Source organism: Citrobacter sp. wls717, assembly GCF_005280955.1.
In the GTDB taxonomy this organism is placed as follows: domain Bacteria; phylum Pseudomonadota; class Gammaproteobacteria; order Enterobacterales; family Enterobacteriaceae; genus Citrobacter; species Citrobacter werkmanii.
This window is the reverse complement of record NZ_SZWW01000010.1, coordinates 167,388-187,451: the sequence shown is the minus strand read 5'-3', so window position 1 is coordinate 187,451 and position 20,064 is coordinate 167,388. Positions and strand designations below refer to the sequence as shown.

General features: G+C 50.1%; 5 protein-coding genes and 1 pseudogene. All 6 read right to left on the bottom strand.

Annotated elements, in window-relative coordinates; genetic code table 11:
* Positions 1–36 precede the first annotated feature (36 nt).
* Positions 37–1,017 carry an Ig-like domain-containing protein gene (locus FDX09_RS08725; protein WP_249359991.1) on the bottom strand — a complete coding sequence of 327 codons (981 nt, stop codon included), beginning with the start codon at positions 1,015–1,017 and terminating at the stop codon, positions 37–39.
* Positions 984–14,735 (bottom strand): Ig-like domain-containing protein, encoded by a 13,752-nt coding sequence (locus tag FDX09_RS08720; protein WP_137347065.1) that lies wholly within the window; start codon positions 14,733–14,735, stop codon positions 984–986. Before FDX09_RS08720 ends, FDX09_RS08725 begins: the two co-directional genes overlap by 34 nt.
* Before the next feature lie 14 nt (positions 14,736–14,749).
* Positions 14,750–15,991: an HlyD family type I secretion periplasmic adaptor subunit gene (locus tag FDX09_RS08715; protein ID WP_159121833.1), complete on the bottom strand. Its 1,242-nt coding sequence runs from the start codon at positions 15,989–15,991 to the stop codon at positions 14,750–14,752.
* A 23-nt stretch (positions 15,992–16,014) separates the two neighbouring features.
* The gene (locus FDX09_RS08710; protein WP_170973233.1) at positions 16,015–17,355 is read right to left on the bottom strand and encodes a TolC family protein; all 1,341 of its coding nucleotides are present in this window, start codon (positions 17,353–17,355) and stop codon (positions 16,015–16,017) included.
* A complete protein-coding gene (locus tag FDX09_RS08705) occupies positions 17,348–18,799 on the bottom strand; it encodes a MotA/TolQ/ExbB proton channel family protein (RefSeq protein ID WP_137347063.1) in 1,452 nt (483 codons plus the stop codon). The genes FDX09_RS08710 and FDX09_RS08705 overlap by 8 nt, the downstream gene beginning before the upstream one ends.
* A gap of 744 nt (positions 18,800–19,543) precedes the next feature.
* Positions 19,544–19,681: pseudogene (locus FDX09_RS23860) on the bottom strand (hypothetical protein); the annotation flags it as partial.
* Positions 19,682–20,064: the final 383 nt, after the last annotated feature.

The window sequence follows — 20,064 nt, the reverse complement described above, 5'->3', positions numbered from 1 at the left end:
ATTCCCCCGCACGTCCTGTACGGGGGAAACGGTTATTTATTGATGGTGATGTTGCTGATCGTCCTGATTATCTTCGACGCTCTGGCTAATGCTCATCACTTGTGCCGCGAAGCTGGCTGCTTCATGCGAAGAGGATTGATCCGCTGCAGAATGCGGCGCGTCACTTTCATCGCTGCGGGTGTCGTCCATGCCTGCAACGACGCTGCGGCTACTGGTATCCACCGTAAAGGCGATATCCTGACGTTCGCTATTCCCGGCACTGTCCTGCGTGCGCAACACCAGAGAATGTGGGCCATCCTCCAGCGCCACAGGCACGTCGAACTGCGTAGGGCCAGACGGCGAAGGCACCAGCGGATGCGTGACACCGTCCAGTTCAACGCTGGCATGGGTAATGCTGGCGTCCAGGTTGAACTCAAAGACCGGATGCGACGACTCCACTTCTATGGTGTCCCTGGTGTCCTGCTCGCTACTGTACAGACTGCTGCGTAGCGACACCGGGTCATCGGTTCCAACATCCACATCGTGCGTCACGGTGCTGGTATTACCCGCCACGTCGGTAATGGTGAAGGTAAGCTGATGCTCGCCCTGCGCCACATCCTCAAGCTGGAGATTCCAGTTACCGTCTTTATCCACGTTTGCCGTCAGCACATCGCCATTATCCAGTGAAACGCTAACCAGGGCTCCCGCTTCGCCATGCCCGCTAAACGATAAGGTTGACTCATCGGTCTGCCAGGTTTGTTCCTGGCTACTCGTACCATCGAAAGTCACATCAAAATTATCGACATGGGTATCGACCGTGAACTCAACCGACTGGCTGGCGGTATTACCTGCCGCATCACTGACATTCACCACCAACGTCCAGGTGCCTTCAGCCAGCGCCTCTTCAGGTGTCCAGGTCCAGTGGCCTGATTCATCCTGCGTGGCGCTGTGGGTTTCGCCGTTTATGGTCACCGTTACGGTAGTTGCATCAGGATCGATGTTACTCAGGATAAACGTTGGGGTGTCGTCCTTAGTAATGTTGTCCCCTGAGGCACCGCTATCGCTGCCCGCATCCAGGGAAACTGTCGGCGTGCTGACCTTACGGTAGTTGCATCAGGATCGATGTTACTCAGGATAAACGTTGGGGTGTCGTCCTTAGTAATGTTGTCCCCTGAGGCACCGCTATCGCTGCCCGCATCCAGGGCGATCGTCGGCGTGCTGATAGTGGTGTCGATGGTGTAATCCAGGGACGCATCCGCGCTATTGCCCGCCGCATCGGTCACGGTCACCACCAACGTTCCGCTGCCGTCCGCCAGCGGGGTGTCCGGCGTATACGTCCAGTTACCCTGCTCATCTTTGGTTGCGCTGTGTGTTTCGCCGTTCAGCGTTACCATCACCGACGTGACGTCCGGGTCGATATTACTCAGGATAAAGGTTGGCGTCGTATCCTTCGTCAGATTATCACCCACCGTACCGCTATCGCTGCCCGCATCCAGGGCGATCGTCGGCGTGCTGATAGTGGTGTCGATGGTGTAATCCAGGGACGCATCCGCGCTATTGCCCGCCGCATCGGTCACGGTCACCACCAACGTTCCGCTGCCGTCCGCCAGCGGGGTGTCCGGCGTATACGTCCAGTTACCCTGCTCATCCTTGGTTGCGCTGTGCGTTTCACCGTTCAGTGTCACCATCACTGACGTGGCGTCCGGGTCGATATTACTCAGGATAAAGGTTGGCGTCGTATCGCTGGTGATATTATCCCCTGCCGTTGCGGTGTCACTGTCCGTATCCATCATTACTGTTGGTGTGCTTAGCGTACTGTCAATGGTGAAATCCAGTGAAGATTCCGCAGTGTTACCTGCGCCATCCGTGACTTTCACCTTCAGGGTCCAACTACCGTCTGACAGCGCAGTTTCCGGCGTATACGTCCAGTTACCCTGCTCATCTTTGGTTGCGCTGTGTGTTTCGCCGTTCAGCGTTACCATCACCGACGTGACGTCCGGGTCAATATTGCTCAGGATAAAGGTTGGCGTCGTCTCATTCGTCAGGTTGTCACCGACATCACCGGTATCGCTGCTGGCATCAAGAGCCACCGTCGGCGTACTGATACTAGTGTCGACGGTGAAATCCAGGCTGGACTGCTTAGTATTTCCTGCCGCATCGGTTACTTTCACCTCAACGGTCCAGTTACCGTCTGCCAGCGGGGTTTCCGGCGTATAGATCCAGTTACCCGAAGCGTCTTTGGTCAGGGTTTGCGTATTGCCGTTTAAGGTCACCTCGACCTTCGTCACATCAGCGTCAACGTTAGTCACGACAAACGTCGGTTTAACGGTTTGCGTGATGTTATCGCCCACCGTGCTAGTATCGCTTGCCGCATCCATGGCGATGACCGGCGCGCTGAGCACAGTATCAATAGTAAAGCTAAAGGATTGCGTTGCGGTATTTCCTGCCGCATCCGTTGCGCTCACCTGAACGTCACATTCGCCGTCACTTAGCGGAGTTCCCCATGTTACGGTCCAGACGCCATCGCTGATCTTCGTTGCCTGCACCGTCGTTCCATCAATCGTTACGCTCACCGCAACGACATCCTTCTCGATGTTACTCAAAACCAGCGTCGGGGTTGAGTCATTGGTCAGGTTGTCGCCCAGCGCACCACCGTCTGAGGTTACATCCAGCGCCACGGCTGGCGTCGTGAACATCACATCAAGGTCGACAGGCACGCTGATATTGGTGGCAGAATCCTCTGCCTGAATGCTGACTTTACCGCCATCAGGATAGTTAATCGCGGTACTCCAACTTCCGGAGCTGTTGACATTAACTGTGGTGATAACGTTGCCGGACTCATCCTTGATAACAATGGTCGTTCCCGCTTCCGCCTTGCCTGAGAGGATCCACAGGTTCCCCTCTTCGTTCCAGGAAGAGATCTCTACCGTTGGCGTATTTGGCGCAACGCTATCGACCAGAATGTCATGGTTAATGGTTTGGGTATTGCCGGCAGTATCTTTAATGGTGAAGGTTAAGTTGCTGGTCCCTTCAGGCAACGCGCTGGCCTTGATGCTCCAGGTGCCATCGGCGGCAACTGTGGTGGTAGCCACCACCATCCCTGCCACCATCAGGGTGACAGTAGCCCCCGCCTCACCGACGCCATTAAAGACAGGCGTGCGGTTGTTAACTACCCATTTATCGGCCGAACTGTCTTTGTCGTCCTGCACGTTGGCGGTGAACTGGCTGATGGAGGTATCAATCACTATCGTGAAGGTTGAGACGGTACTGTCGTTCCCCGCGCGGTCTTCTGAACTCACCTGGACGGTCCATGTCGCATCGCTAAGCAACATAGGATTAACGTTTACGCTCCATTTTCCTGTACCGTCTGCCCAGACGTTGCTAACGGTCATTCCATTAATTTTGACAGTGACATAGCTGTTAGCCTCAGCCATACCGCTCAGCTTAATACCTGCAGAAATATCATTGATGTAAATCGTACCATCAACGGTGTGGTCAGCGACGCTCTCTCCGTTAATATTGTCCAGCGTGACGGGAGTATCGTTAACCGTATCGATCGTGAACTTCTGATCGCCAGTGGAGGCCGTATTGCCGGCGGCATCGGCAATATCAAAGCGGATGGTATGGCTACCGTCGTCCAGCGCTTGCGGAACGGTATATTGATAATTTCTCCCGGAGATCGTGATGGTTTCCACATACTTACCATCAATATAAACCTTGACGGGCTGACCCGTTTCACCGTTGATCTGGAACGTCGGCGTCGTTCGGGCGGTAACATAATCGTTAGAGTAGAGGCCACCATCAGGATTCATTTTATCCAGCTCAATCCAGGTGCTGGTATCGACCGTAACCAGAATGCGTGCCGACTCTGCGGTATTGCCCGCCGTATCTTCCGCCACTACGCGGATGGAATATTCACCGTCAGCCAACGTAGTTGGGTATTGCCACGTCCAGTTGCCTTCGGCATCCGCCGTTACCGTTGCGACCGTTTTTTCATCCACCAGAATAGAAATCGTCGCCCCCGGCTCTCCCGTACCATGGAAGGCTGGCGTATTGTCGCTGGTTATGTTGTCATCCAGCGAGCCTGAGTTAGACGCGTCATCCAGGTTGATGGTCGGGTAATCGGTATGGCTATCCAGCGTGAAGACAAATGGATCGCTGGTCTGGCTGTTTCCGGCCACATCCGTGATCTGTACCGTCAGGCTGTACTCGCCATCATCATTGAGGATCAGCGGTACCGTCCAACTGCCATCAGCCGCTACGGTAACCTGGCCTGCCGCGACGCCATTCAAATAGACGGTAATCGTAGCGCCGCTTTCACCGGTACCTGTGACACTCAGCGCTTTACTATTGGTCAGGTCCGGCAGCGTATCGACGCTAAAATTGTCAACCACGGTATCAATAACAACGGTAGTCGTTGCACTGGTTGCGGTATTGCCTGCCGCATCCGTCGACACCATTTTAATATCATAAGAACCGTCGGCGCTTTCCGGCATCGTCCAGCTCACTGTCCCTGCCGCATCGGCGGTTACCGTGGCAACTTTTTCGCCATTGACATAAACATCGACCGTCGCATTAGGATCGGTGACTGCCGTCAGGGTTGGCGTAGTCACGTTGGTGATGGCGTCCAGCGTGTCCGCACTGTTGGAATCACGACTCAGGACTACGTCAGTGATGCTATTTTGCGTATCGCGGGTAATATCGATATTTTTGGAGACGGTATTGCCAGCAGCATCGGTGGAAGTCACCACAAAGGTTTGCATCCCCTCCTGCAGCGTAATTTCCGTACTCCATGCACCATCGCTCTCCACGGCAATGGTAGCCAGAATCTCGCCCTGCGTATTGGCGATCGTAACGGTTGAGCCCGCTTCTGCGGTACCGTCAAGGTGAACGCTGGTTTTTTGGGTGATGTTGTCGGTATCGCTGGTGCCGGTATCATCCGTATCGCGTAAATCAACGGTCAGTGGCGCAATATAGGTATCGAGAACAAAACTCTCCGGGCCGAAGGTTTCTGTGTTACCCGCCACATCTGTTACCGAGAAGCTAATCTCATGCTCTCCGTCAGCGCCAATGTTTGTAATCGATGCCAGCCATTTACCATCACTGGCGGCGACCGTTTCCACCACTACACGACCGTCAATCATCACCTTGATATGCGCGCCGGCTTCAGAGATTCCGCTCACTACCGGGGTATTGGTGTTCAGATACCCTTCATCATTTAATCCGTTAATATCCCAGTCAAGAGGAACCACATGCGTGTCAATGACCAGACTTGCAGGGTCAGATTTTACCTCCTCCCCGTTGTTCGGGTTAATGACGCTCACCTCTATGCTGTAGGTCCCTTCAGCCATTTCTGGCAGGTTAAAGTTGTAGCGTCCGGTTGAGTCCGTTGCCGCGGTACCAACCACCTCACCGTTAACATAGATCGTCACGGTGCTGCCCGGCAGCGATGTCCCGGTAATTGATGGCGTCGTATCATTAGTGACAAAGTCACCAATGGAGCCGCTATCCGATGCGGTTTGTAGCTGCAGTGTCGGTGGATCGACGTCGATCAGCGGAATGATAAAGGCGAAGTTAGTGGCATCAGAGACGTTACCCGCTTTGTCGGTCGCGACGACGCTAATAATATGATCGCCAGAGTTAATGGCGCTCGGCGGCGTCCATGACCATGTTCCGTTGCTGTCCGCCACAACACTGGCGACAGTAACGCCATCAATACTTATCACCAGCGTCGATCCTGCTTCCGCAGTACCGCTGAATTCTGGCGCCAGGCTTAAGGCTTCATGGTTATTCCCGGGATCGGACTCGCTCAATGCAACACCCGGCGCGTTAACCACTGTATCGATAACAAAATCAATGTTGCTTGCCTGGGTGTTTCCGGCCTTATCGGTCGCGGTAACCGAGATGGTATAGTTGCCATCAGTCAAATCACCCAGCGTAATAGACCAGGTCCCGTCCGAGGCAGGAGAGATCGTTTGGGTCTGAATCGCATTACCGCTCTCATCCAGCACGGTCACCACTAGCGTTGCGTCTTTGTCCGTCAGACCGCCGAACGTAGGTGACGTATCTTTGGTGATTTTATCCGTCTGCGAAGAGCCTGTATCAGAAGAGGCCAGCAGCTCCACCGACAGCGCAACGTGTGTGTCAATGGTAAAATTCATGCTGCTTTCAGCGGTATTACCGGCTTTATCCGTAACGGTCACTTCTGCGGTGTAGTTACCATCCGCCAGATTGGCTGAGGTAACCGTCCATTCCCCAGCTTCATTTTGTGTCGCCGTATATTTCGCACCGTTTATAACAACAAACACGGTATCAACATCGTCCGGCACGCCGGAAACTATGAACGTCGGCTGCGTATCATTGGTTAACGAATCACTTGAGCTATCGCCAGAATCACTGGCGCTATCCATCGAAATGGTTGGCTGCGGGATCTGAGTGTCAATCGTAAAAGTCAGGGTCTCTGTCTGGTGGTTGCCCGCGACATCGACCATCTCCACGGTGGCGGTGTAAGTACCATCCGCTAGCATGTCAGCGGTATAAATCCACTCGCCCTGGGCGTTTTTCTCCAGCGTCTGCGTGTGCCCATTGAGCGTGACGGTGACGGAGGTGAGTTCCTCCGCCGCGCTAATCTGGATACGCGGCACTGAGACGTTAGTCAGGTTATCGGTGGTATTCTGCCCGGTATCATCCAGCAGCAGCACGGCAGGAGAGTCAACCACCGTATCAACGGTAAAGTTATAGGTTGTCGATGCGCTGTTACCCGCATTATCCGTAAAGGTCACGACCACGCTATATGCGCCATCCGCCAGGCTTTGCGGTACCTGCCAGCTCGTTGTCGACGGATCCAGTGACAGCGTCGTGTCACCAAGAGTTACCGTTATACTGGCGATATCGGCAGGTACGCCGCTGATACTGATAACCGGTTTCGTCACGTTGGTGATGTTATCATCAGTGCTGCCGCTGTTGCTGCCATTATCCAGCGCCAGAATCGGTGCTGAGCAAATGGTATCAACGGTAAAGCTCATTGAGGATGATTTGGTATTGCCTGCATCATCTTCAACCTTAACAGTTGCGGTATAAGTTCCATCCGGGAGGGCATCAGCATCGGGTAACTGCAAGCCCCATACTCCGTTCTTTTCCGTCGCGTTATAGGTTTTATTGTTGATAGTGACAGTGACGCTATAAGCATCGCTATCGATATTATCGAGCGTGAAATATGGCGTCGTATCGTTGGTTAGGTGATCGTTTGACAAGGTCCCCGTATCACTTGCAGCCGCTAAATCGATTGTTGGCGTGCTAAGAGTGGTATCCACGACAAATTTGAGTTCGGTGCTGGCGGTGTTACCCGCTTTATCCACTACTGAAACGTCGAGAGTGTAGTTGCCATCTGCCAGTGCCGGAGCCGAGTAGATCCAGCGGCCGGACTCATCCTTCGTCAACGAAGTCACCGTGCCGTTGAGGGTTACGCTCACCGACTCCACATCCGCCGGAACGCTGATTTCAAATTCAGGGGCATTGCTCTTCGTTATGTTATCGCTGTCGGAATAGCCCGTGTCGTCACCGACGACAAAGTCCACCGATACCGACGTTTGCGTATCAATGGTGAAGGTCAGCGGAGTTTCTTTGGTATTTCCGGCGTTATCCGTCACCGTGGCAATTAAGGTGTAAGTGCCGTCTGCCAGCGCTTCATCCGGCGTAAAACTCACCGGCTGACTGGTCAAATCCACAGGAATATCTTTGCCGTTCAGGTTCACCGTCAGACTATAAACATCTTTATCCAGCGAACCAAACTCAAACGTCGGCTGGGTATTGTTAGTGTAATTATCGGCGGAACTACTGCCGCTGTCGTCCTCGTCTTTAAGATCCACCGTCACAGGTGTAAGCGTTGTATCGATAGTAAAGGTGAAAGTTTCCTGGGTTGTGTTGCCCGCTTTATCCATCACGTTGACGACAATCGAATGCTCACCATCGGACAACGCCGAGCTGGCGGTGTAGGTCCACTTGCCATTGGTTTTCGTCAGCGTCTGAGCATCACCGCCGTCCAGTGCCACCGAGACATGCGTAACATCTGCGGCAACGCTAATATCAAAGCTTGGGATGGTATCGTTCGTTAAATGGTCATCCGAAGAAAAACCGGTATCATCAGACATGGTAATCTGATCGATTGCCACCGTGGTATCAATGGTAAAATCGAGATCGGACGTCCGTTCGTTCCCCGCTTTATCAGTTGCCGTGACCGTTATCGTATAGTCCCCATCGGCCAGTTTAGGAGCCAGGAATACCCACTCGCCGTCGGCATTTTTGGTGACGTCATAGTCGACACCGTTCAGGGTGACGATAACTGAATAGATATCACCATCAACATTGTTGATAACAAATTCGGGCTGCGTTTTCGACGTCAGATTATCGTCGTCGCTATCACCCGAGTCGGATGAGCTGCTGAGATCGATAGTTGGCGTCGATAATGTAGTATCTACTGTAAAGGAGAAGGTCTGCGTTGAGGTATTTCCCGCCCGATCCTGCACTTCCAGGATCATTTTATGATTGCCATCCGAAAGTGCAGATGGAGGCGTAAAGCTCCAGTTACCGCTGCCATCCTGCGTCAGCGTAATCGGCACCCCATCAAGCGTAATGACGGCATGCGTCACGTCGCTGTCCATGTTGCTTATCAGGAACGTGGGCTTATTGTTACTCGTCAAATGATCGGTAGCGTCATAACCCGTGTCATCACCCGCGTCGAACGCAATAGTCGGTACGGAAAGCTGGTTATCAAAGGTGATCGTTTTCGTGTCGCTGGTGGTGTTCCCTGCGGCATCTTCAACGGTAACGGTCAGCGTGTAATCTCCAGCGACAGAGAGTATCGGCGAGGTGACGGTCCAGTCACCGTTGGCATTTTTCACCACGGTACAGGCAAGACCGTTAATCGTTGCCGTCAGGCTGACGACATCATCAGAGGTGGTGACGTTAAATATCGGTTGGGCAGCATTCGTGATGCCATCGGAGGACGAATCCCCGGTATCTGTCGTCAGAGTGATGGAATTAATATCCACCGAGGTATCCACGGTGAAATCATATGTCGACGTTCTTTGGTTTCCTGCTTCATCAGTAACGCGTACATCCAGCGTATATTTCCCTTCAACAAGGGCGGTTTCTGGAGTATAGGTCCAACTGCCATCCGCTTGTTTCTTAACGGTTGTCGTCGCGCCGTTCAGCGTCACTTCGATGCTGTAAACATCTGCCGGCACATTGCCTAGTTCAAACGTAGGTTTTGTATCGTTGGTAACATTGTCGCCTACCACACCACTGTCATCCGCCGCCATCATCTTGACGGTGAGCGGCTCCAGGGTGGTGTCAATGGTGAATGTTTGCGCGCGATTTGCCGTATTGCCTGCGTCATCCGTAACGGTCACCGTAAGCGTATATTCACCGTCCGCAAGGGCAGATGGCAGAGTCACCACCCACTTCCCTTCCTGGAAAATGGCATCCTGAGTCAGTGAGCCTATGCTGACAGTGACAGCATGCGCATCAGCAGGCGCGGTGATCGCAAACGTTGGGGTGGAATCGTTGGTCATCCAGTCGTTTTGCACGCCGGTATCACTTTGCAGAGTAATACCGTCCACGCTGGTGGAGGTGTCAATGGTCACGGAGAGTGAGGTCGTCTTTTCATTACCTGCATCATCAACAACCGTCAATTGGGCCTGCCAAATCCCATCCGGCAGATCGGCGGGAACGGTAAAGGTAGCACTGCCATTTTCAACCGTAATAGGCCATGTCTGACCGTTAATCGTCAGTGAAACGCTGACAACGTCGCTATCGATATTGCCGATCACAAACGTTGGGCGCACATCCTGAGTGACATTATCTGAATCACTGTGCCCCGTATCGCTATCGCTTGAAAGCTGCAGCTTCGGCACAGAAAGGGTCGTATCAACCGTAAAATTGAGATCTTTATTACTGGTATTACCCGCTTCATCTGTTACGGTAACCGACACAGTATGTGCTCCATCGGCGAGCACCGCGGTGGAAAAATGCCACTTTCCATCGGTCTGCTTAGAAGCTTCACCAGCCGCTTTACCATCAATCATTATGCTGACATGCGTGACATCATCCGGCACGCCGATCGCAAACTCAGGTGTATTCACATTGGTTTGGTTATCGGTAGTGCTTGAACCGGTATCATCCAGAAGCACGATAGAGTCGATGTGAGTGACAGTATCTATTTCAAACCTGGCAGCGTCAGAGGTGCTCTGATTACCCGCCATGTCTTCAACCGTGACCGTTATCGTATATTGCCCATCGTCCAGCGCAACCGGACAGGCCCAGGCTCCGCTTTCGTAGGTTTCACTGTCCAGTGTCCAACTATCTTTATAGCTGCCATCGCTACTCACAATCGCTATCGTAATCGTATTGACGTCATCAGTATCCACGCCACTAATCTGGAATTGCGGCTTCGTCTCATTAGTCAGCCCATCGGTCTGGCTGTCACCCGAATCAGATACCGTCGCAAGTTCGACTGTCGGTTTATCGACAATGGTATCGATAGTAAAGCTAATCTTACTGTCAGCACTGTTACCTGCCACGTCAGTCACCGTCACAGTTGCAGTGTAACTGCCATCTTGCAACTCATCAGGTAGGGTGAAAGAAGTACTCTTGCTCAGATCTATTGTGTAGTGCTGCCCGGTGCTCAACGTCAGGGTAATAGTGGCGACATCGTCCGGAATATTGCTGAACTTAAACGTCGGTGTTGTGTCCGCAGTATAATTATCTGTCGAGCTCTCTCCCGTGTCAGACGTCTTATCCAGCACAATATTGACTGGCAGAACCTCTGTATCCACCGTGATAGCCAGCGCCGCCGAGGTCGCGGTGTTGCCGGCCAGGTCGGTGACCTGCACGCTGATGCTGTAGTCGCCGTCCGCCAGTTCCGGGGCGGTAAAGGTCCACCTGCCCTCAGCCTTCACGGCGTCATAGGCGGTGCCGTTGATAAGAACCTGTACCTTTGTCACGTCGGCGTCGATATTCCCCAGCGTGAACGCTGGCGTGGTGTCGCGGGTGATGTTGTCGCTGTTGCTGCTGCCGCTGTCTGACGCATCCGCCAGATCGATGGTCGGCACCGACAGCGTGGTGTCGACGGTGAAGGTCAGTGAGGACGTTGCGGTGTTACCGGCGAGGTCGGTGACGGTGGCCACGATGGTGTGGTCGCCGTCGGCCAGCGCGCTACTGTCAATATGCCACTGCCCGTCCGCGTCCTTCGTCGCCGCCACCGGGGTGCCGCCGTCAATGCTCACCATCACGCTGACGGCGTCGTTATCCGTGGCAATGGCAAAGCCCGGCGTGGTGTCGTTAGTCTGGTTATCCCCTGCCGTGCCGGTGTCGTCACTCAGGGCGATCACCGGCGCCGCCAGGCTGGTGTCCACCGTCACAGCCAGCGCCGTGGAGGTCTGCACGTTCCCCGCGTCATCGGTGACCTGCACCGTGACGCTGTAGTCGCCGTCCGCCAGCTCCGGGGCGGTAAAGGTCCACCTGCCCTCAGACTGCACGGCGTCATAGGCGGTGCCGTTGATAATGACCTGCACCTTCGTCACGTCGGCGTCGATACTGCCCAGCGTGAACGCCGGCGTGGTGTCGTTCGTGATGTTGTCGCTGTTGAGGCTGCCGGTGTCTGACGCATCCGCCAGATCCAGCGTAGGGATAGAAACCTGGGTATCAATGGTGACCTGAATTTTTTCTGATGTCGCTGAGTTGCCGGCGACATCTGTTGCCGTGATATAAAAAATGTAGCTTCCATCGGTCAACGCCTGCGATCCCGTGAAGCTATAAGACCAATTTCCGTTAGCATCCGCGCTGACTTTCCCGATGGCCTTCCCGTCCTGATAAATAGTGATGCTGGAATAAGCCTCGGCTGAACCAGAGAAAATCGGGGAAGCGTTATTGGTAATGCGATCGGCATCACTTATGCCGCTATCGCTATCAAGATGGATTGTGGGTGTTTCCATCGTACTATCGACCACAATATCCAGCGTGGTCGAGTTTGCGCTGTTGCCGGCGGCATCTGTTGCACGTACAACGACGGCATGCTCGCCATCAGCTAAGCTCGCCTCTTCCGGGATACGATAGTTCCAGACGCCATTTTTATCAGAGACAACCTGACCGACTACGGTACCATCAATAAAGATCTCGATCGTCGCGTTGGCTTCAGCCGTTCCGGTTAACAACGGCTGCGTTTCCTTGGTGATACCATCATCATTCGACGATCCCGTATCTGAACCCGTGTCTAATTTAAGCGACGGCGTGACGGTGACGGTATCAATGACCAGATCGTAACTACTGCTCGATGTGTTCCCGACCTCATCCTGAGCCTGAATAGTCAGCGTATAATCGCCATCGGAAAGAGCCGGATTAGGGTCATATTCGAACTGCCAGTTGCCATTAGCATCAGCCTGGGTAGTGCCCACGGCTTTACCGTCAACCATCACTGTAATGGTGGCGTATTTTTCAGCGGTCCCGTCAATTGTTAAATTATCATTTTGCCGGGTGATCCAGTCAGTCTGGCTTATCCCCGTATCATCTTCAGCCTGCAACGTGGCAACCGGTGACGTCGTGCTGGTATCGACAGTGAAAGTACAATCGGCAGATGATGGAGAAACGTTTCCCGCAAGGTCAGTCGCATAAGCCACTGCAGTATAGCTACCATCAGCCAGATCGCTTGGCAAGGTAAACGACCAGATACCATCGTGGTTTGCCGTCACCGTGCCACAGGCCTTGCCATCAATATAAATCGTCACCGTACTGCCCGCTTCTGCTGTACCGGTAAAGGCTGGCGTGGCGTCGTTTGTCAGAATATCGCCTGATTTTGAAACGGTGTATTTATCCAGTTCAATATCGGGCGATACGGGAGCAACCGTATCAATAGTATATTCGTAGCTGAAGGTTTGCTGGTTGCCCGCATAATCGGTTACGGTGATTGAGAGTTCGTTCAGCCCTTCTGCAGAAGCCTGCGCCAGGTTAAAGCTGAAATTACCACTCTGTGAAGCATCAATTTCAATCTTTTCCCCGGTCGTCAGGTTAGTGATCACAATATGACTATTTGGGTCAGTTTTACCGGTAAACGCTGGATAAATATCGTTGGTATAATTGTCCCCGGCAACTCCGCTGTCTGACTGGCTAGTCATTGCCAGTGTGAATGCATCAATATCGGTATCGACAGTCACATCTATTTGTGCGGTTGAGGTATTACCCGCACGATCGGAAGAGACCACTTCAAAAGTATAAATACCATCAGCGGTAATTTTATTTTCCGGCAGTGTATATTGCCAGTTCCCCATGGAATCCACGCTGATATCGGCCACTTTGTAGCCATTAAGATATAACTCGAGCGTTGAGTTCGGTTCAGCATTACCATGCAGAGAAGGCGTTTTATCATTAGTCAGGCTATCGGTCGAGGACATCCCCGTATCACTGGATTCATCAAGAATAATAACGGGTGTTTCTGGGGGAATCGTATCCAGCGTAATAACGCCGGTCGTTGATGCCGTGTTTCCCGCTTTATCCGTAGCATCAATCTCAATATTATTAATGCCTTCATTTAATTCTGAACCACTAAACTGATACGACCAGGCGCCATCAGAATCTACGGTGACTGTGGTAAGCAGAACGCCATTAGCATAGATAGCAACCTGCGATCCTGCTTCGGCTTCACCAATAATTTTCGCATCGGTAAAACGGGTAAGATTTTCACCCTCAATGCGATCGGCTGCAGGAATGGCGTACTGATCGTCGAGTTCGAAAGTGGGAGCCGCGATGACGGTATCAATGGTTACGATAATTTTCGCGCTACCGCTTCCCCCCTGCCCGTCCGTCACATCGACCTGGACGTTGTGTTGTCCGTCAGCCAGCACCGTGCCGCTATTGAATGAAAAGTTGCCCATCGCATCGGAGGTCGTGACGGCGACAACCACACCATCAATGCGCAGTGAAACTGTCAATCCGGGATCGGTAGAACCAACAAACTGCGGCGTGGTGACGTTGGTAATATTATCGTTTTTTACCCCAGAATCACTGCCGTCATCAAGCTTAAGAGCCACATCAATAGGTTTTACGTCGATGGGCGTTTCATCAGATTCTGATGAACTTGAAGAACTGGACGAACTGGATGAGTAATCAGAGAAAACGAGTCGACTGGCCTCAGCCACAGAGTCCTCGTCATATTTCTTATGGTAAAGGCTGGCATCCAGCTGCTCTTCTCCCTGGTTCTGAGAGGCTGCGCCATTTTGGCCATTGCTCTGCGCTTTATCATTGAGGAACTCCTCAAGCTGCTTTTGAACTTCTGCAGAAGCTTTTTGCGCCTCTTCAGCTTCAGCACGCATTTTTTCTGCTTCATGCTTCAGATCAGCAGCCTCTTTTTTAGCTTCCTCAAGGTCTTTTGCATTAATCTCGCTGATTTTATTAATATTATCTTTCAGCACGCGATCCTGACGCTGATCTGATAGTGCAGAGTCAAGCCGTTCAAGTTGAAGATTGCTTAAGTCGATCGTTTTCAGCAGTTGCTGACCTGAAACATCCTGCCCCTGGAATTTGAAGTGAACGTGGTTATTTTCAAGGCTTGAATAAAGAGCACCGTTAATAACGTTAACCACCACATTACCCGGAAAAATAAATTTAAAGTCGGTCCCACTAATGACGACTTTGGCACTATCCATAGCACCATACTGCTGTAAGTCGACAATTGAATCATTGCTTGCAAAAATAGTATTACTCATATTATCACCCTGAATTAATGAGTTGATTTACTGTCAGTGATGACCGGCTCACTGAAAACTTGTTGAAGGCCACGCAGCAATGGCGAGGCAAGGTATTTTAATATGCTGTGGTTACCTGTAATAATGAAAGCATCTACCGTCATTCCAGGTTTGATAACATCACGTTCTTTTGTACCGATAGTGAACTCTACGATAGCTTTGTAATACCTCACCGTATTTCCATTAACCGTATCTTCGTAGGAGTCAGGGCTGATTTGCTCGACTACACCGGTATAAGGTTTTGAACCCGAGAGAATAAATGAGAGAATTTTCACGTTAACCGAACCACCAACATAAATTTGATCGCGATCTTTAGGCTGAATTTTTACTTCCGCGAGCATTTTGGTTGACATTGGTTTAATCTCAAACAGCGAGTCAGCAGCCTGTATCACACCGCCTTTGGTGAAGGCATTTTTGTTAATTTGATAAATCACGCCATCAATGGGCGATCGGACGCGAGATTCTTTCATCTGCTTTTGTAATACACTCATGGCAGAGTCATTAAGCGCAGCTTCATGTTGAGCATCGACCAGGTTTTTCGACAAGGTATTACGAAAAGTAAAGACATCATCATTAATTTCGCTATGGATCACCTTTATCTCTTCTGATTTCGCTACTACCTGGCTTTCAAGATCGATAAGTTCAGACTTGAGACGCTCTGCTGCCTGTTTTTTTGCCAACAGAGTGGTATAAGAACTGATACCCTTTTTAACCAAAGGAGAAAGAAGATTAACCTCTTCCTGAACAAGCATTAGCTCGCTGTTCTTGCTGATTTTAGAAATACCTAAACGCTCAATTTCAGAATTGAGGCTGTTGATTTTATTATCCTTCGTTTTGGTCTGGCTAATTAACAATTGTATATTACCAATCAAATCCTGATTCGTGATATTGCTAATATCAAAGAGAGTATAATCTTGCCTCCAGGCCAAAATGGACATCATTTCTTTGATATATAAGGCAAGATAGCGGTGCTGAGCTTGGGTACGTTCGTTTTCTTTCTGAATATCAAAGTTTGATGTTTCGGCAAGGACCTGGCCTTTGGTAACAAAATCCCCTTCCGCGACATGAATCGCATCAATCGTTCCACCTTTAGAGAGAGAAACGACCTGAGTATTATCCTTGGTGATAATGACACCGCTGCCATGTACCACCGAATTTATCTTTATCAGGCTAAAAAGTAGGAGTATGACGAGGGTCATCACGACGATGACCATCATCAGATGGTCACACTGTTTCCTGTTCATTGCGACATAGAACCGCTTTTAGGCTGTATCTGGCCAGGTTCCAGATACAGTTCATGTAACAGATCGGCGAGTTGAGCCATCTGTTCAAGCTTCGCCTGATAGATAGAGAATTGTGACTCAATCATTGTCAGGTTAGCTTGATAATGTTCATTCCTGCTGGAAATAAAATCGAGTAGCGATTTTTGACCTAATTTGAACTCTTCTTTATACAGTTCAATGAGTTTCCCGGCATTTTCATAGGAGCGTTTAGATATTGCTAATGAATCTTTTCCTGTCATATATTTAGAGACAGAAGCATCAACACTATTGCGAGTTTTAAAAATAAAATCATCAAGCCCCAGTTTTGCCTGGGTATATTTTGCACTAAATTTGGCAGCTTCAGATTGGTTCTTAAAGCCATTAAAAATGTTAAAGCCTACTTTAACGCCAACCTGGAGTTCATCCTCATAATCATCCTGCTGCGCATCTTTGGAAGGATTATTGTCCGTGTAGTGGGCGTTGAAATCTACAACCGGATAATTAGCTGATTTTGCCGCCGAATATTCAGCATTTGCTGCAGATATTGCCTTCGTCAAAGAAAGATACGTCGGATTATCCTGCATGATTTTTTTATAAACGGCATCTTTATCAGCATTAAAAGGGTATTTATTGAAAAAATCAGGCAGCTTACCCAGGTTTTCAGCGGTGACATTGTCTCCCGTAAGATTACGCAGCATCATTAACTGCGTATCCAGTTGCGCGCGGAAATTCAACTCCTGAGTGCTTAAAGAGTCGATAGATACCTGAACTTTACGAATATCCGATTGCATTGCTGCGCCTGCGGCGATGAGTTCGGAAAAATCATTCAGCATCTGCTTGTAAAAGATTTTCTCGTCGTCGATCACCGCAAGTATCTGCCGGGTTTTTTCCACTGACAAATAGGCATCGGCCGTTTTTTGTGCGGTTGTAAGCAACTCTTGTTGGAAATCGTACTTACTGGCCTCTTCCTGCTGCTCAGACTTAGAAATATTGCTGCTTCTGACGCCAAAATCCGCAATTCGGTAAGCGAGGGTTAATTTATTCTCTACGTTCTGCTCATTATCATGTTCGTCCGTTTTTTTATGGATGGCTTCTGACGAAACGTCCAACGTCGGATAGAGAGAAGCTTTGCTCATGTTTGTCTCCTGGTGACGCATTTCGGTCTCCCAGGAGGCAATGGCCACAGAAGGTTGCGTGTTTAACGCATCTACAATTAACGTCCGCAGCGGCAACGTATGGTCTCCCGTTTCTGCATGAGCGCAGATGGCCAACGGCAGCGAACTCCCGAGGATAAGCAAAGCGATGACGGATTTATTCATGGCTTTTTTTCTCCTTAAGGACATTAATTTCTTTTTGCAGATTGCGGTGCATTCCGGCAATTTGTCCAAGCAGGGGTTCAAACGTCTGTGACTGGCTATCCAGCGTGGCGACGGTTTCATGGTGGCGATCGAGGTTGACGCGTTCGGCGGTGTCTACAGCGTTGGAGATGCCATCCAGAAGTGAAGCCTGCTCGCTAAAGTGGCGCTCTGCAACGCTATGTAGTTCTCCCACGTTTGCATCAAGGTGTCCCATACCATCATTGACCTCCAGGACGGCATGATGGGTCTGCGCTTGCGAGGCCAGTAATTCGTCCAACGTACCGCGCTGAGATTCAACCGTAGCCATCAGTTGTAGCTGACTGCTCTGCAGCAAAGATTGACTTTCGGTTAGCGCTGCAAGGTGTGTTCCCTGGTTGACCAGAGCTTGCGTAGATGCGCCGATCTCTTTCTCAATCCCGAGTAAAGCGGAATGATTCGACGTGATGCACTGGTCTATATGCTGTAACTGTTCAACCTGTTGATGAACCGCAGCAATAAGGGCATCATTAAATTTCTCCGTTTTGCTCGCCCCCTCTACAGTGCAGCTAAGAAGTGAATTCAGCATGTTGTTGCTGGCGTCAAATGCGTTAGTCAGGCGTTCCTGAAAGCCAAACATGCCCGCTTTGAACTCTTTGATCACATCGTCCAGATCGGTTATCAGACGCAGAGTTTTCGTTTTTCCGATCGCAGAGGTTTTACTGCGCTCATGACATTCTCTGACGAAATCAAGGCGCGCATTGCGTAAATCGATGGCTAAACGGGTGAATTCCCCACGCAGGAAAGAACACATCACATTAAGTAAAATAGCGCTCACCACCCCATAGATTGATGAAACGAATGCGGTATTCATTCCTTTCAGTGGTTCAGCAAGCGAGGAGACCACACTGACGATAATTCCTAACGTATCCGCCTCGTTACCGCCGGTGATTTGCGATTTCTCCAGCAACGAGATGACCGAGGCAATCGTCATAGATAAACCCGCGAAGGTTCCCAACAGACCAATCATGGTAGACAGGTTTGCGCAGGTCATAACTCCTGCCAGACTCTGGTTCTGCTTACGATTCACGCTGTTATCCATGCTTTCATACAGCGTGGCAACAGTATCATCATCAAGGCCATGACTTGCTGAGAAAACAATCTTGTTGGCATCACCAAGTAAATAAGAGTGTTTCTGCGCGTTCTTATTACGTAATACGCTTACACACTTACTTATTTCGATAAATGAGAAAATAACAATAAATGAACCGGTCAGATACATAATAATAATGATGGAACTGTAGAATGCCGCGACATGCCATGTTTCAAAAACATAGGCGCGTAAGCCAGGAATGCACAGCAAAATAACAGGCAGAAATGCGAACACTAATGCAATAATAAATGCATGATACCGCTTTAAGTTATTCATTATTTATCATTCACTCTTGGTAATGACGGCACTATTCGTCAACGTTGTTGCATCATTAACGACTGAGATAGAAACTTCCGTGTTAGGATATTTGCTTTTGACAACCTTTAGCAGGATCACACCGCGCTCGTAGGCCAGACGCATCGCATCTGAAATAGCGATGGAGGGACTGACATAGGCATAAACCACAATGCTGACCGGCTTATCTTTGCCAAACCATTTAGCCATCTCATCAATGATTTCTTGCGGATAGCCTTGCTCCATTGATTTGAAATGAACAATGAACTGATTGCCCTGAGTCTCCCAAGATGGGTTCGCTTTCGAGGTATCGAATTGACCGGAAGTTTGCCCTTTAATCGAGGTGGCAGTTTGGTTGTCGGCCAGTCTAATCACTTCACTTTTTTTATCTTCACGGCCCGCTTGCTCTGACTCGTCTGCAGGAGATGCTGCTGAAGCGGCAGTAGAATCAGAGGCGGTGGCGAAATCTGCACCGGTAGCAGCGCCAGCATCAGTTGAAGCAGAAGCAGAAGCAGAAGCAGAAGCAGAAGCAGAAGCAGCGGCCAACATATCAGCCTCAGCATCCTGGCTACGATTTTTATTATCGTCTGCCGCAGTTGCTTCAACTGGCTGTGTTTGATCACCCGTACGGGTTTGATTGGGTGTTGTGCTGACAGCACCACTGCTGGCTCCGCTACCACTTACCGAGGAGGCTACTGGCTGAACAGTTTGTTCAGCCAGTAAAGGGGCTTCATAACGTTTTTTAGAGCTTTCATACATGATTAACATACTGTTAAGTACGAAAACTAACATCAGAAATATAAAAATACATAAAACCGTTGAAAATGCATCAACGAATGTTGGCCATGGGTTACTCTCTTCCATAAAAGCACCATATAAAATAAATTAATCATTCCTCAGCGGACATTATATTCATCAAAAAATAGAAAAATACTCGCAAATTATATTTTAAGAAAAAACCAATACACCAAACAATATAAATAAATTCATTTTCATTCATCAAAATAATATCGCCAACAAAAACAATACTCATCCCCGAGCGACGTCTTTAATTTACCCACTTGAATTCTAAATAATATAAAACATGCCGCACGCTTGTTTTTTAGATGAAAGAAAATCCGTTCATGTAAAAGCAATTCCAAGAATCATTAATATTATTTATGTAAGAAAACGCAGTTTATGGGGTGTAAAAAAAAAACGGCTCCTTATTACAGAAGCCGTTGTGGTATCACCGTTTTAATCTGTTC